Source organism: Pontibacter sp. HJ8, from assembly GCF_054824225.1.
Map to the genome: position 1 here is coordinate 1 of NZ_JSYF01000252.1, position 12,186 is coordinate 12,186.

Below are 12,186 nucleotides of genomic sequence, written 5' to 3' on the forward strand. Positions count from 1 at the left end.
GACCATCAAGTCTGCCGACAAGGTTATTTTCCCGGGCGTAGGAGAGGCTTCTTCGGCCATGGCGCAGCTAAAAGCCCGCAACCTGGACAAGTTGCTGCCTACCTTGGAGCAGCCGTTTTTTGGCGTTTGCCTGGGCATGCAGCTGCTCTGCCAGCACTCCGAAGAAGGCGATACCGACCTACTAGGCATTATTCCGCTACAGGTCAAGCGTTTCCAGACGGAGCTGAAGGTGCCGCACATGGGCTGGAACCAGCTGGAGAAGTTACAATCACCGCTTTTTGCAGGTATAAACGAGCAGGACTTTGTATACTATGTGCACAGTTATTATGTGCCCATGAGCGCGTATACAATAGCTCAGACAGCCTATCCGGAGCCTTTTTCGGCTGCCTTGCACTACAAAAACTTTTATGCCGCGCAGTTTCACCCTGAAAAAAGCGGGCCTGCCGGCTCCCGAATTCTCAAAAACTTTTTAGCCTTATGATGGAAATCATCCCTGCCATTGACATTATCGGCGGCCAGTGCGTGCGCCTGACCGAAGGCGATTTTGCCCGGCAAACCACCTACGACAGCAACCCGTTGGAAGTAGCCAAACGTTTCGAAGCGCACGGTATCCGGCGCCTGCACCTGGTGGACCTCGACGGTGCCCGTGCCAAAAAGCCTGTAAACCTGGCCGTGCTGGAGCGTATAGCAGCCAACACCGGTCTGACCATCGATTTTGGCGGTGGCTTGCAATCCGACGAGGCTGTAAAGCAAGCGTTTGACGCCGGGGCGGCCCAGATCACGGCAGGAAGTATAGCCGTACGTGAACCGGATACTGTGAAAAGCTGGTTGATCAAGTATGGCGCGGAAAAGATCATCATCGGGGCAGATTTTAAAGGAACGAACATCGCCATCAGCGCCTGGACCGAAGAGAGCAAATACCCGCTGCAGGATTTTATCTCCGGCTATGTGCAAACAGGTGCCAAGTTGTTCATCTGCACCGATGTGAGCAAAGACGGCAAATTGCAGGGCCCATCCATCTCTACGTACCGCCACCTACAGCTAATCCTGCCGGAAGCTGGCATCATTGCAAGCGGTGGCGTAACAACAGTAGAAGACCTGGAAGAGCTGCAGGGGATCGGCGTAAAAGGCGCTATCATCGGCAAAGCCATCTACGAAGGCACCATTGCCTTAAAAGATTTAGATCGATTTATATGTTAACCAAACGCATTATCCCGTGCCTGGATATCAAGAATGGCCGCTGTGTGAAAGGCATACAGTTTGAGAACATCCGCGACGCCGGCGATCCGGTTGAACTGGCCAAATGGTATGCCGCACAGGGAGCCGACGAACTCGTTTTCCTGGACATTACGGCTACGAACGAAGAGCGTAAAACCTTTGCCGAACTCGTTCGCGACATTGCCCGGCACATCGACATACCTTTCACCGTAGGAGGAGGCATTGGTTCTGTGGAGGATGTGGAAGTGTTGCTCATGGCGGGAGCTGATAAAGTATCCATCAACTCATCGGCGATCCGGACCCCACAACTGGTCGAGGAGCTGTCCAATCGCTTCGGCAGTCAGTGCGTTACCGTTGCCATTGATACCAAGTATACCGATGCAACCGGCTGGAAGGTGTATACGCGCGCCGGCACTATTGAAACCGAACACGGCACAGTGGATTGGGCACGGAAAGTGGTAGACCTGGGAGCAGGCGAGATCCTATTGACCAGTATGAACAACGATGGTACCAAAGCAGGCTTTGCGCTTGACATCACCAAAGCTGTTTCCGAAGCAGTTTCTGTTCCGGTAATTGCCTCAGGCGGCGCAGGCAACATGCAGCACTTTGCCGACGCTTTCAACAAAGCACACGCCGACGCCGCTTTAGCTGCCAGCCTGTTCCACTTTCGCGAACTGGAGATCCCGGACCTGAAGCGTTTCCTGAAAAAGCAGGGCGTGGAGGTGCGGATATAATTTTGAATGAGTGAATAGGTGAATAAAAACTCAGCACTCAGAACTCGAGACTCAGAACTTTATGAAACTAGATTTTGATAAAATGGGCGGGCTGGTGCCGGCTGTAATTCAGGACGAACAAACGAGCCAGGTGCTCATGCTGGGCTACATGAACCAGGAGGCGCTGGAGAAAACGCAGCAGGAGGGACTGGTAACGTTCTTTTCTCGCTCCAAAAACCGTCTCTGGACCAAAGGGGAAACTTCGGGAAACACGCTCCAAGTGGTCAGTATAACCGAAGACTGCGACAACGATTCGCTCCTGATCAAGGTGAAGCCAAACGGCCCAACCTGCCATACCGGCGCCACCAGCTGTTTTGGGGAAGAAGAAGCCGCTAAAAGAATTAAAGCCATCCAGTTCATTGCGCAGCTGGAAGAAGTAATTCAACAGCGCAAAATCAACCCGGTGGAAGGTTCTTATACCAATTTCCTGTTTGACAAAGGCATAAACAAGATTGCCCAGAAAGTAGGAGAGGAGGCCGTAGAAACCGTAATAGATGCCGTAGCCGGAAAGCTCGACACCATGAAAGGCGAAGCAGCGGACTTGCTATATCACCTGTTGGTTCTGCTGGCGGCTTCCGGCCTGGAACTCAGCGATGTGGTGGCCGTGTTGCAGGAGCGGCACAAAAAATAGGCAAGTGGATTTATTATGTAAAGCATCGGCAGGTATACCATACCTTAGCTGAAACAGACTTAGCCCTGGATAAATTCTTTCAGCGCGTCTGCAATCTCTCCTCCTTTTTCTTCCTGCACAAAATGACCGGCTTTATACCTTCGCACTTGCGCTTCCGGAAACGTCTTCTGCCATTTTTCGAGCAGGCTCAGAGGCAGCAGGGCGTCTTTATCTCCCCAAAGGATAAGCATAGGTATACCACGTAGATTTTCGCGTTGCTGCCAGAGTTGATCGAACCAGGATCCGGATTCCTTCAGGGCAGCGGTGAAGTGCCAGGTGCCGAGCCTGTTCTGCGCATTGTTGAGTGGTTTGAGGTAGTGCTGGTGAACGTCTTTACTCAGATGCCGGCGTTCGTGGTAGCCTTTGGGGAGCAGCATGCGGGGTGAAAATCCCAGATTCAGGTATAGGAATCTGCCTAAGCTGCCGCTCATGAAGCTGCTGATTTTCATAATCTGCTTCTCTTCTTCCAGGCTCCACATCCAGGTGTTCAGGATCACGATACGCTTCACATTTTCCGGGTGCCGAAGCGCGTAGCTCAGGCCAATCGGGCCGCCAAAATCATGTACTACCAGGGTGATGTTCTTCAACTGAAGCTCCCCGATCAGTTGCTCTAGATTAAGAGCATGCGCTTCGGGGGTATAGGCAAAACCAGCCGGCTTAGCTGACAGGCCGAAGCCCAAGTGGTCCGGGGCAATGCAGCGGTGTGTCCTGCTCAAAGCCTTGATCTGCTGCCGCCACACAAAAGACCAGGTCGGAGTGCCATGCACAAACACGACAGGCTCCCCCTGGCCTTCATCTACATAATGCATTTGCCCGTTCTGAAGCTGTAGCGTGTGGTGTGCAAACGGATACAATATCCGGTCAAGCCATGCAGGAGAGTTCATAGGTTCTTCCGTTAAAAGGTTTAGGAGTTAGTTCGCTTAAAATCAGCCAGAATCATTTCTTATACTTCATAATCAGTAAAGTGGCCACATCGTCTATCGGATAACTTTCAATGAGCAGGAAATGCTGGGCCATCCCATCCAGCGAGGCAAAAAGCAGCTTTGCTTCCAGGTCCGGGAAAGGTATACCGGCTTCAATCAGGTTTTGCCTGATCTGTGACTCCGTGCTGCTGCTCTGTCCGTTCCTGTCGGCCATCAGTTGCTGCACAACGGGCGATTGCAACCGTATACTGTGCAGCAGCCTCCAGAAATCCTTCTTTTCCTTCAGTAGTTTCACTGTCTGCCGTATGTGGCGCTCTATACCTGATGAGGCAGGGGAGTTGGCTTCTTCCGAATCTGCCAGCGAAGTCTGCATGTCGCTTACCCCGCGCCTGAATATTTCTTCGAGCAACTCCATCAGAAGCACTCGCTTTTAAGAATTTTGAATTATTTAAACTATCGACTTATGGAACAACTTGATATCCGTAAATTACTGGAGAACATTGAGAGGAAGGTATACCTACAAGAAATTACATCAGGCTCAGATGTGACCAAACTGATTAATACTGAGATCGCTAAGGCCATCAACCTGAATGCAAAGGCCATTTCAGATCATGCCGATCAGTCGCTCAGCACCATATCCTGCACAACACTCGAGTGTTATTTAGAGCATTTGAAAGCTGTTGAGGCAAAACTGAAGAAGCCATATGATATTACCGCACAATGTGCTCCGGTAGAAGAACGCGAGATCAACCGTCGTTTGCTGCTGATCCTGAATCGCCTGAAAGGCTATAGCAGGGAGTAACAGCCTCAAAAAAAATTCATTCACCTATCCTTCGCCCGGGCCCTCAGCACTCTCGAAGGATTTTTTTTGCCCGCTACTTTCCCTGCTTATACCGGCCCTCTATACTACCACCTATACATTAGATCCGGCCTGAACTGTACGACTCATGCCTATACCTGAGACAGATAGGCTACTTCCTCTATGATTTAGTGACCAATATCATTTTTCTGGATGTGGAGACACCCTACCTTTGTAGACCCCAGGTGCCCGGTTGCAAATTCTAAGGGTGGCAGCAGAAACGAAGGGGCTTTCGACCACACGCCCCGCAAGTAGCGGCCACCGCACCTGTTGGCACCACTACCACTAACCCTAAAGCAGTTAGAAGATGAAGGCAGATATCAAGGACGAGCAGGATATAAAGCTGCTGGTTGACACGTTTTACGACAAGGTAAATGAAGACGACCTGTTAAGTCCGGTCTTTAACGGGTTTGCGCAGGTAAACTGGGAGCATCACCTGCCGGTTATGTACAGTTTCTGGAGCTCCGTTCTTTTCGGCACGATGGCTTACAAAGGGCAGCCTTTTCCGAAGCATCTGAGACTACCTGTGGAGCGGCAGCACTTTGCCCGCTGGGTCGACCTATTCACTCAGACGGCTGATAGCCTGTTCGAAGGAGAAAAAACCCAGGAACTGAAGCAGAAAGCCAGCAGCATCGCCCAGGTTTTCCAGATGAAAATGGGCCTGATCGGTGTAATAGGCAAAGAACTGACTGCCTGAGAAAGGGCTGATCTATACCTTCTGAACGGGGAGAAGGAACCGCCACGGCAGCGGCTCCTTCTCCCCGTTTTTTTTGCCTCGATGCAGAGATAAAATACGCTTTTCTAGCCCGATATGTGCCTTTGAAATGATAAAAACAGCTTCCGATATATGTGGAAAATTAAATTTAACTCAGACCATATACACTTATAATATATCAACGTATATTAGACAATAGTAATTAATTTCCTAACATATAGCTCTAATAATATTTTTTTAGTAAGGAGAGGGGACTGTAGTTGCACAGTCAAAATGCTTTATCTATATTTGATTTACACTTCACAAAAATATTTGTTCTTAAAGCTAAACGCCACAATATGATATAAAGCTCTACGTTAAACTAATGTAGCTTTACGATGAATACAACTACCCAGCTGAGCGATTCCGCGTTGGTAACGCTCTACATCGCAGGTAACGAAAATGCGTTTGAACAGCTAGTACACAGACACAAGAACAAAGTATTCACTACGATCTTACTGATTGTTAAAGACACGTATACTGCCGAAGATCTGATGCAGGATGCCTTTATCAAGGCCATCCACACCATGAAAGGCGGTCGGTATAACGAAGAAGGCAAATTTTCTTCCTGGATATGCCGCATTGCCCATAACCTGGCAATCGACTTTTTCCGTAAAGAGAAGAGAAGCCCGATGATCACGCTGGAAGACGGCAGCAATGTGTTCAATGCTTTGTCATTTGCCGAAGACTCTGCCGAGTCGTTGCAGATCAAAGAGGACACCCATGCACGTCTGCGTGAGCTGATCCAGACACTGCCACAAGCGCAGCGGGAAGTACTCATGATGCGGCACTACGCCGATATGAGCTTCCAGGAGATAGCCGAAGCAACCGGTGTGAGCATCAATACAGCTTTAGGTCGTATGCGCTACGCATTAATTAACCTAAGAAAAAAGATGCTTAATAGCACGTTTGCTTATGATAAAAACCTCTACTCAGAATGAGCTGATCCAGTACGTATACGATGAGTTGGCAGATGATGCCCGCGAGCAACTGGAAACAGCCTTAATGCACGACAACGAGTTAGCTGACGGCTGCTCTGAACTCCTGCTGATCCAACGTTTGCTTAGCGATGCCTCAAAAAGCCCGAGTGAGCGAAGTGTGAATAACATTTTAAATTACTCAAAAAGCTTAAGTTTGCAGTCGTAAAGACTGCAGACTTTTTTTATGCTCAAGAAAGAACGCTACAGGCACCTGATCGAGTATTTTACTCACAACTTTCCGGAGCCTGAGACGGAGTTGGTGTATACCAACCCCTATGAACTGATATTGGCTGTCGTGCTCAGTGCCCAGTGCACCGATAAGCGCGTCAACCTGGTGACGCCTGCTCTTTTTGAAGCGTTTCCCTCACCCGAACACTTAGCAGCCTCTTCTTCTGAGGAAATACTGCCTTACATCAAGAGTATCTCCTACCCTAACAACAAGGCCAAACACCTGGCTGGCTTGGGCCGGATGCTGGTAGAACAGTTTCAGTCGGAAGTGCCCAGCACGGTGGAGGAACTGGTCAAGCTACCTGGCGTAGGCCGCAAGACGGCCAATGTGATCGTTTCCGTGATCTGGAACCAGCCGGCCATGGCCGTGGATACGCACGTGTTCCGCGTGAGTAAGCGGCTGGGCCTGGTATCCAAGGCTGCCAAAACGCCTTTGGAAGTGGAACGGGAGCTGGTTTCCAACCTGCCGCAGGAACTCATTGCCAAAGCGCACCACTGGCTTATTCTGCATGGGCGCTACATCTGCCTTGCCCGGCGGCCCAAGTGCGAAGAATGCCCGCTCACGCACTTCTGTGCCTTCTTTCAGAAAAATTTCCCCAACATCCCGGATGATCCCGAGAATAAAGTAGGCGGGTTATAGTTTAGCGACAGACCAGCAGGTATAGGTATAGGTATAGGTATAAAAAAAGGCGAGCTAGTAGCCCGCCTTTTTCTGTATGTAGATTATTAGGTATTACATGATCAGGTACCCTGCTTCTTCATCTCGCCGCTTTTCTGGCTTTTATGACCGGACTTTCCTTCTCCACGCTTGTGGTGCATCTCTACCCGGTCAGCTTCATACTGTGTATACTGCTTCTCCGTCAGGATACTTTTTAACTCTGCCTGCCATTTGTCGTGGCTGGCTTTCTTGGCTTCACGCAGCTGCGCTTTGTCCTCAGTGCCTTTATACCTTTCACGCATGGCCTTCATCTCCTCCGCTTGTCGCAGGTTCAGCGCCTGTAGCTGATTCTTCTGCGTGGCATTCAGGTCTAGCTTCTGAGACAACCTCTCTGTTTTCATCCGGGCCATCTCTTCTGGGCTTTTCCTGACTTTTTCCGCCCGGGCGCCCTGGAGTTCTGTGCGTGCCTTCCTATCTTTCTGATCTTTCTGAGGTGTAGTCTGGGCGTAAGAGCTACCAGCAACCAACATCCCTAACGATAATACTGCAATTATCTTCTTCATCTTCTCTTGACCTTTTGGTTAGTTTAAGTAGTAGCAAAGTTTACGTCTTCTAGTATGTCATGCCGAGCAGGCTATATCCAAAGGTTGTGCCAAAAATTATGAAGGGGTCTAACACAGAAGACAGCGGAAGCAACAAAAACGTCACAATCAATGCTTTACTAATGATTCAAAACCAACCGGGAACAGAATGGGATCGTAGCAGAAGCATGCTGTTTATCGGATACGTTTTTTCAACTTATGAATTAGCTGAAGAAGGGACAGAAAACAGAAGCTTTCTGTGAGGATGATGACCTTTTACTGACCGACTAAAAAGGGGGAGAATACGGGTTACCAGTAAGAGATTATTTTGCTTTGGCAGCCACCTTTAACAGAACATCTTCCATCTGCCGGGCCAGTAATTGCCTGTCGAACTGCTCCCGGGCTACAGCTGCTCCTCGCAGTCCGGCCTCTTTTAGTTCTTCGGGCGAAGCCAGCAGCTGCCTTATGGTTTCGGCCAAGGCAGTAGGCTGACCGGCAGGGCTATACCTGCCGCAGCCATGCTGCTCAACCAAAGATTTTGTCCAGCCTGGGTTTGTCACAATGACCGGAGTACTGCAGGCTAGGCTGTCGTATAGTTTAGCGGGAGAGTTGGACGCCAGAACCGGAAGGTCATTAAAAGAGACCAGGGAAAGAGCAGCCAGCTTAAACAGCTTGAAAACTTCAGGCCTGGGTTGAGGCGGGAGCAGGCGCAGATTCGGTAGTCGCTTTGCCAGTTTTTGCAGTTCCTCCTCATAATACCCACCGCCGGCCAGCACAAAGGTGATATTAGGATGATCCGCCAGTGCCTCTGCCGCCTGCATGATCGTCGGGATGTTATTGGCCCGGCCATACGTGCCTGCATACAGCACCACCTGCTTGCCCTGCAGCTTGTATTGCCGACGCAGTGCCTCCACCTGTTCCGGTGTAACAGCATCAACCATCTCCAGATCGGTACCGTTGAGAATGGTAGTTATTTTATCATGTGTTATGCCTTGCGCTGCCACATAACTCTCCATATCCGGGGAGAGCGGAACAATATGACTTGCGCTGCGGTAGAGTTTGTTTTCCAGCTGGTATAGCCTCCTTTGCAGCCATTCTTTTTTCACGGCTCCCATCTCTATCGGGAAACTTGGCCACAGGTCCTGCACTTCAAACACCCACGGCACCCCCCGCAGCTTGGCTACCCGGTCTGCCATCCAGGGAGTAGACAGGGGCGTTGACACGCCCCAGATCACATCAGGTTTAGGTATAGCCAGGCCTTTGGTGAGGCTGTAGGCTGCAAATCCGCCGTAAGATACCAGCCGTCGTCCTATACCCATCTTGTTGCTGTACGGCACCACCTGCTCATAGAGCTCCACCCCTTCCGGCACCCAGCTATAGTTATCCGTTATCCGGAGTTGCTTCCAGCCGCTGCTTGTCACCAGACTCACCTTGTGCCGCTTCGCCAGATACTCCAGAAAGGTATAATGCCGGCAGGTAGCGGGGCAGTCAGGGTTGTGATGATGCTGGTTAAAAATGGCTATGTGCATGCAGCGCAGGTATAGGAAAGCAGTCAGGCAGGTACGTTTACCGCTTCTCTGGCTTGTATTTAGAATTTGTAAAAATTTTCTGGTAATCCTCGTTGGCCATCAGCTCCTGCAAGGTCACCTCCGGGTGACGCTGCATATACTTACGCACAATCTGCCAGCCTACCCAGGTGCCCAGCCTCCCCGGCGCCTTCGGATCTACCTCGGGTGTGTTGGGGCGTTCACCGATATATTTGTTCACCACGAACGGACTTTTCTCATACAGCAGGCTCTGCTCCACAAAATGCCCCCAGATCCTTCCTTCGTTGTGGTGAATATCGGCCAGCTGCTGTCCGCTGAACCCGATGATCAGGGAATCAGGCGTGCAGGGCATGATGGATTGAACAAAATAGTACGCCTTTCCGGTATTGATCATTTCTGCCAGGAGGTTCCTGTCCAGGAAACTAACTTTGTTGAAACGATTGGATAGCAGCAGCATGGCAGCGGGTACCATGTTCGGTCGCTCATACCGCTTCAAAATATATTCATAAGTATCGGGCCGGAAGCTGGCATCTTTACCGATAAAAAAATCAAGCCCCAGCACCAGCAGGCTATCCGACACCAGCAGATCCTGGTTCAGGCCCGAAACAAAAGTTTTGACCTGCGGTACCTGAAATTCAGGATAATAATATTTGACGCCCTTGAAAGCATTCTCCAGCAGCTGTTGTTCCTGCTCCATATTGCCAAACTTCTGCTCCGCTTCACCCGCCAGTTTTTTCAGCTCCGGGTTCGTTGCCAGGCCATACAGGGAGTTAATAAGAGCTGAATCAGAGGGATAGCCTTTCTGCTGCAGAAAACGATCGGCAAACATAGGATTCTCCCGGAGGAATTTTACAATGTCTTCTTTCGATGAAGCAGCGAAAAAAGGCTTTTCCAGGCGCTCTATTTCGACCTCTACGGGTATGCGCTCAAACTCTTCCGGAATTTCACAACCTTTCTTCTTGCAACCAAAAAGCAACACGATGGTTGCGAGTAATAGTAATCTATAATACATTGCCGTATATTTAACACAAAAGTACAGGGTTCTCACGTATTAGAGTAAAATTAACTCCTCAATTTACTTATGCAACTTAAAAGACTTACATTATTGGTGCTGTTTTTAGGCATCGCTTCCTCTGCTATGGCTCAATTGGAAATAGGCGTACAGTTTTCACCCACTATTTCGAGCAATCGTTTTATAGCGGAAGACAGGCACAATTTTGAGAAGACCAGCAATACACTGCGCGTTGGTGTTGGTGTGGTAGGAGATTACTTCTTCTCTAACAATTATGCCTTCAGTTCAGGACTTATGTACCGCAGCAAAGGCGCCAAGATCAGCTACACCTACGATCCTCAGGATGGTAGCAATCCGGCGAGCACTTACAAAGATGATATAACCGTACAATACCTGGAAATACCACTTACCTTAAAATTATTTACCAACGAAGTAGCTCCTGATGTAGTCATTTATTTCCAGGTGGGAGGTTCGCTTAATACTAAGGTGGCAGCGCAGGTTAACAACAAAAAGATCATCAACGGCGAGAAGACTGCCAAACGCTTCAATGTTTTTGAGACAGATGCCATACTTGGTTCCGGAGCAGAAATGCAGCTAGGCCAGAGCACTAAATTATTTGGTGGCATTACGTATCACCGTGGCTTGAGCAATATTGACAAGTACTACAAGAACGTTCTAAATGACAAAAACATTTCCGTTAAGAACAACGGTGTTTCCATAGACGTGGGGGTTAAGTTCTAACCTGCTTCATTGCTAATAAAAAAGCCGCTTCGAGATAATCGAAGCGGCTTTTTTATTGTTAAGTATCTGATTTAAACTTCTTCTTTTTCCTGCACCTCGTTTACCTCGGATAAGGCGGTGCGCAGTTCAATTTCTTCACCCCGATCGTCCATCACTTTAAAGTCCGTGATGCCCAGCGAAGTGTCTTTTACAAACTTGATCCACTTGAAGTAGTGGAAAAACCATTTCATCTGTTTCGAGAAGACCCCTTTTGTATAATAGGTATACAGGAAAGGGTGCACGTACAGGGTCAGGCTCTTGTGATTGTGGCTCGTGAGCAGGTCGTCTACCGCTACGTCAATTTCATCTGTAATCAGAATACTTGCTGTTATTTTACCGGTGCCGTTACAGGTAGGGCATACTTCCCCGGTCACAATGTTTTGTTCCGGCCTTACACGCTGACGCGTAATTTGCATTAGGCCGAACTTCGAGATAGGCAGAATGGTAGATTTCGAACGGTCGCTCTTCATCTCCTCTTTCACTACCTCGTATACTTTCTGGCGGTTTTCGGGCGACTTCATATCGATGAAGTCAATTACTATGATACCACCTATATCCCGGAGGCGCAACTGACGGGCCACTTCTTTGGCAGCCATCATGTTCACATTCAGCGCTGTGGCCTCCTGATCGGTTTCGGTATTGGATTTGTTCCCACTGTTTACATCGATCACATGCAGTGCTTCGGTGTGCTCTATGACCAGGTATCCGCCTCCCGGTATAGTCACTGTTTTACCGAAAGCAGCTTTCAGCTGCCGCTCAATGTTGAAGTGTTCAAAGGTTTTGGTTTTACCGGTGTAGTGCTTCAGGATCCTTAGTTTATCCGGAGCAATACTGCCGATGTACGTTTTGATCTCATCATAGAGTGATTCGTCGTCCACTACTATGTTGTCAAAACTTTCATTCATTAAATCCCTCAAAATGGAAGAAGAACGGCCTAACTCCCCAATGATCTTGTCATTTGGTTTAGCCAGCTTCAGCGACTTAAAACCCTCTTCCCAGTTATCGACCATGTTGCGCAGGTCTCTGTCGAGCTCTGCCACTTCACGTCCTTCTGCTACCGTCCGAATGATCACACCAAAATTCTCAGGCTTGATCGAGGTGATCAGGCGCTTGAGGCGTGTTCGTTCTTCTTTGCTTACGATCTTTTTGGATACGCTTACCGTGTTTGAAAACGGCACGAGCACCAGGTATCGCCCGGCTAAC

The 12,186-nt window shown here is 49.2% G+C and carries 16 protein-coding genes; 10 read left to right on the forward strand and 6 right to left on the reverse strand.

Annotated features, from left to right (window positions below):
- The 4 genes from hisH to hisIE all read left to right on the forward strand — a co-directional run.
- Positions 1 to 481: imidazole glycerol phosphate synthase subunit HisH (gene hisH, locus OB13_RS11895; RefSeq protein ID WP_461490387.1), on the forward strand; the 481-nt coding region annotated here is incomplete at its 5' end.
- On the forward strand, positions 478 to 1,200 hold the full coding sequence (gene hisA / locus OB13_RS11900) for a 1-(5-phosphoribosyl)-5-[(5-phosphoribosylamino)methylideneamino]imidazole-4-carboxamide isomerase (protein ID WP_461490388.1): 723 nt from the start codon (positions 478 to 480) through the stop codon (positions 1,198 to 1,200). The genes hisH and hisA, both read left to right, overlap by 4 nt.
- Positions 1,194 to 1,952 carry an imidazole glycerol phosphate synthase subunit HisF gene (gene hisF, locus OB13_RS11905; protein ID WP_461490389.1) on the forward strand — a complete coding sequence of 253 codons (759 nt, stop codon included), beginning with the start codon at positions 1,194 to 1,196 and terminating at the stop codon, positions 1,950 to 1,952. The genes hisA and hisF overlap by 7 nt, the downstream gene beginning before the upstream one ends.
- Positions 1,953 to 1,974: 22 nt before the next feature.
- A complete protein-coding gene (hisIE, locus tag OB13_RS11910; protein WP_461490402.1) occupies positions 1,975 to 2,622 on the forward strand; it encodes a bifunctional phosphoribosyl-AMP cyclohydrolase/phosphoribosyl-ATP diphosphatase HisIE in 648 nt (215 codons plus the stop codon).
- Positions 2,623 to 2,681: 59 nt separating this feature from the next.
- Here hisIE and OB13_RS11915 read toward each other — a convergent pair whose 3' ends face one another.
- The gene (locus OB13_RS11915) at positions 2,682 to 3,545 is read right to left on the reverse strand and encodes an alpha/beta fold hydrolase (RefSeq protein WP_461490390.1); all 864 of its coding nucleotides are present in this window, start codon (positions 3,543 to 3,545) and stop codon (positions 2,682 to 2,684) included.
- A 52-nt stretch (positions 3,546 to 3,597) separates the two neighbouring features.
- Positions 3,598 to 3,999, reverse strand: a complete 402-nt coding sequence (locus OB13_RS11920) for a TetR/AcrR family transcriptional regulator (protein WP_461490391.1) — start codon at positions 3,997 to 3,999, stop codon at positions 3,598 to 3,600.
- Between the two features lie 48 nt (positions 4,000 to 4,047).
- On the opposite strand from OB13_RS11920, the gene OB13_RS11925 reads away from it, so the two are divergent.
- The 5 genes from OB13_RS11925 (at position 4,048) to nth (ending at position 7,045) form a co-directional block, all read left to right on the forward strand.
- Positions 4,048 to 4,386 carry a hypothetical protein gene (locus tag OB13_RS11925; RefSeq protein ID WP_461490392.1) on the forward strand — a complete coding sequence of 113 codons (339 nt, stop codon included), beginning with the start codon at positions 4,048 to 4,050 and terminating at the stop codon, positions 4,384 to 4,386.
- A 364-nt stretch (positions 4,387 to 4,750) separates the two neighbouring features.
- The gene (locus OB13_RS11930) at positions 4,751 to 5,140 is read left to right on the forward strand and encodes a group III truncated hemoglobin (RefSeq protein WP_461490393.1); all 390 of its coding nucleotides are present in this window, start codon (positions 4,751 to 4,753) and stop codon (positions 5,138 to 5,140) included.
- Positions 5,141 to 5,535: 395 nt separating this feature from the next.
- Positions 5,536 to 6,138, forward strand: a complete 603-nt coding sequence (locus tag OB13_RS11935) for an RNA polymerase sigma factor (protein ID WP_461490394.1) — start codon at positions 5,536 to 5,538, stop codon at positions 6,136 to 6,138.
- The gene (locus tag OB13_RS11940; protein ID WP_461490395.1) at positions 6,113 to 6,343 is read left to right on the forward strand and encodes a hypothetical protein; all 231 of its coding nucleotides are present in this window, start codon (positions 6,113 to 6,115) and stop codon (positions 6,341 to 6,343) included. Before OB13_RS11935 ends, OB13_RS11940 begins: the two co-directional genes overlap by 26 nt.
- Before the next feature lie 18 nt (positions 6,344 to 6,361).
- Positions 6,362 to 7,045 carry an endonuclease III gene (gene nth / locus OB13_RS11945; RefSeq protein WP_461490396.1) on the forward strand — a complete coding sequence of 228 codons (684 nt, stop codon included), beginning with the start codon at positions 6,362 to 6,364 and terminating at the stop codon, positions 7,043 to 7,045.
- Between the two features lie 101 nt (positions 7,046 to 7,146).
- Here nth and OB13_RS11950 read toward each other — a convergent pair whose 3' ends face one another.
- The 3 genes from OB13_RS11950 to gldB all read right to left on the reverse strand — a co-directional run bounded on the left by OB13_RS11950 (position 7,147) and on the right by gldB (position 10,203).
- Entirely contained in the window at positions 7,147 to 7,626 is a 480-nt protein-coding gene (locus OB13_RS11950) for a hypothetical protein (protein WP_461490397.1), read from the reverse strand.
- 341 nt (positions 7,627 to 7,967) lie between these two features.
- Positions 7,968 to 9,173 (reverse strand): glycosyltransferase family 4 protein, encoded by a 1,206-nt coding sequence (locus tag OB13_RS11955; protein WP_461490398.1) that lies wholly within the window; start codon positions 9,171 to 9,173, stop codon positions 7,968 to 7,970.
- Positions 9,174 to 9,210: 37 nt separating this feature from the next.
- Positions 9,211 to 10,203, reverse strand: coding sequence for a gliding motility lipoprotein GldB (gene gldB / locus OB13_RS11960; protein ID WP_461490399.1), 993 nt, complete (start codon positions 10,201 to 10,203; stop codon positions 9,211 to 9,213).
- Positions 10,204 to 10,272: 69 nt separating this feature from the next.
- On the opposite strand from gldB, the gene OB13_RS11965 reads away from it, so the two are divergent.
- The gene (locus tag OB13_RS11965; RefSeq protein WP_461490400.1) at positions 10,273 to 10,944 is read left to right on the forward strand and encodes a porin family protein; all 672 of its coding nucleotides are present in this window, start codon (positions 10,273 to 10,275) and stop codon (positions 10,942 to 10,944) included.
- A 71-nt stretch (positions 10,945 to 11,015) separates the two neighbouring features.
- Here the strand turns inward: OB13_RS11965 and OB13_RS11970 are convergent.
- A partial coding sequence (locus OB13_RS11970; protein WP_461490401.1) for an Rne/Rng family ribonuclease occupies positions 11,016 to 12,186 on the reverse strand: 1,171 nt, incomplete at its 5' end.

Bases quoted from the DNA above. Each gene is read 5' to 3' on its own strand.
- nth (WP_461490396.1), top strand. From the start codon at position 6,362: ATGCTCAAGAAAGAACGCTACAGGCACCTGATCGAGTATTTTACTCAC.
- OB13_RS11940 (WP_461490395.1), top strand. From the start codon at position 6,113: ATGATAAAAACCTCTACTCAGAATGAGCTGATCCAGTACGTATACGAT.
- OB13_RS11915 (WP_461490390.1), bottom strand. From the start codon at position 3,545: ATGAACTCTCCTGCATGGCTTGACCGGATATTGTATCCGTTTGCACAC.
- OB13_RS11935 (WP_461490394.1), top strand. From the start codon at position 5,536: ATGAATACAACTACCCAGCTGAGCGATTCCGCGTTGGTAACGCTCTAC.
- OB13_RS11965 (WP_461490400.1), top strand. From the start codon at position 10,273: ATGCAACTTAAAAGACTTACATTATTGGTGCTGTTTTTAGGCATCGCT.
- OB13_RS11950 (WP_461490397.1), bottom strand. From the start codon at position 7,626: ATGAAGAAGATAATTGCAGTATTATCGTTAGGGATGTTGGTTGCTGGT.
- OB13_RS11955 (WP_461490398.1), bottom strand. From the start codon at position 9,173: ATGCACATAGCCATTTTTAACCAGCATCATCACAACCCTGACTGCCCC.
- hisF (WP_461490389.1), top strand. From the start codon at position 1,194: ATGTTAACCAAACGCATTATCCCGTGCCTGGATATCAAGAATGGCCGC.
- OB13_RS11925 (WP_461490392.1), top strand. From the start codon at position 4,048: ATGGAACAACTTGATATCCGTAAATTACTGGAGAACATTGAGAGGAAG.
- OB13_RS11920 (WP_461490391.1), bottom strand. From the start codon at position 3,999: ATGGAGTTGCTCGAAGAAATATTCAGGCGCGGGGTAAGCGACATGCAG.
- gldB (WP_461490399.1), bottom strand. From the start codon at position 10,203: ATGTATTATAGATTACTATTACTCGCAACCATCGTGTTGCTTTTTGGT.
- OB13_RS11930 (WP_461490393.1), top strand. From the start codon at position 4,751: ATGAAGGCAGATATCAAGGACGAGCAGGATATAAAGCTGCTGGTTGAC.
- hisA (WP_461490388.1), top strand. From the start codon at position 478: ATGATGGAAATCATCCCTGCCATTGACATTATCGGCGGCCAGTGCGTG.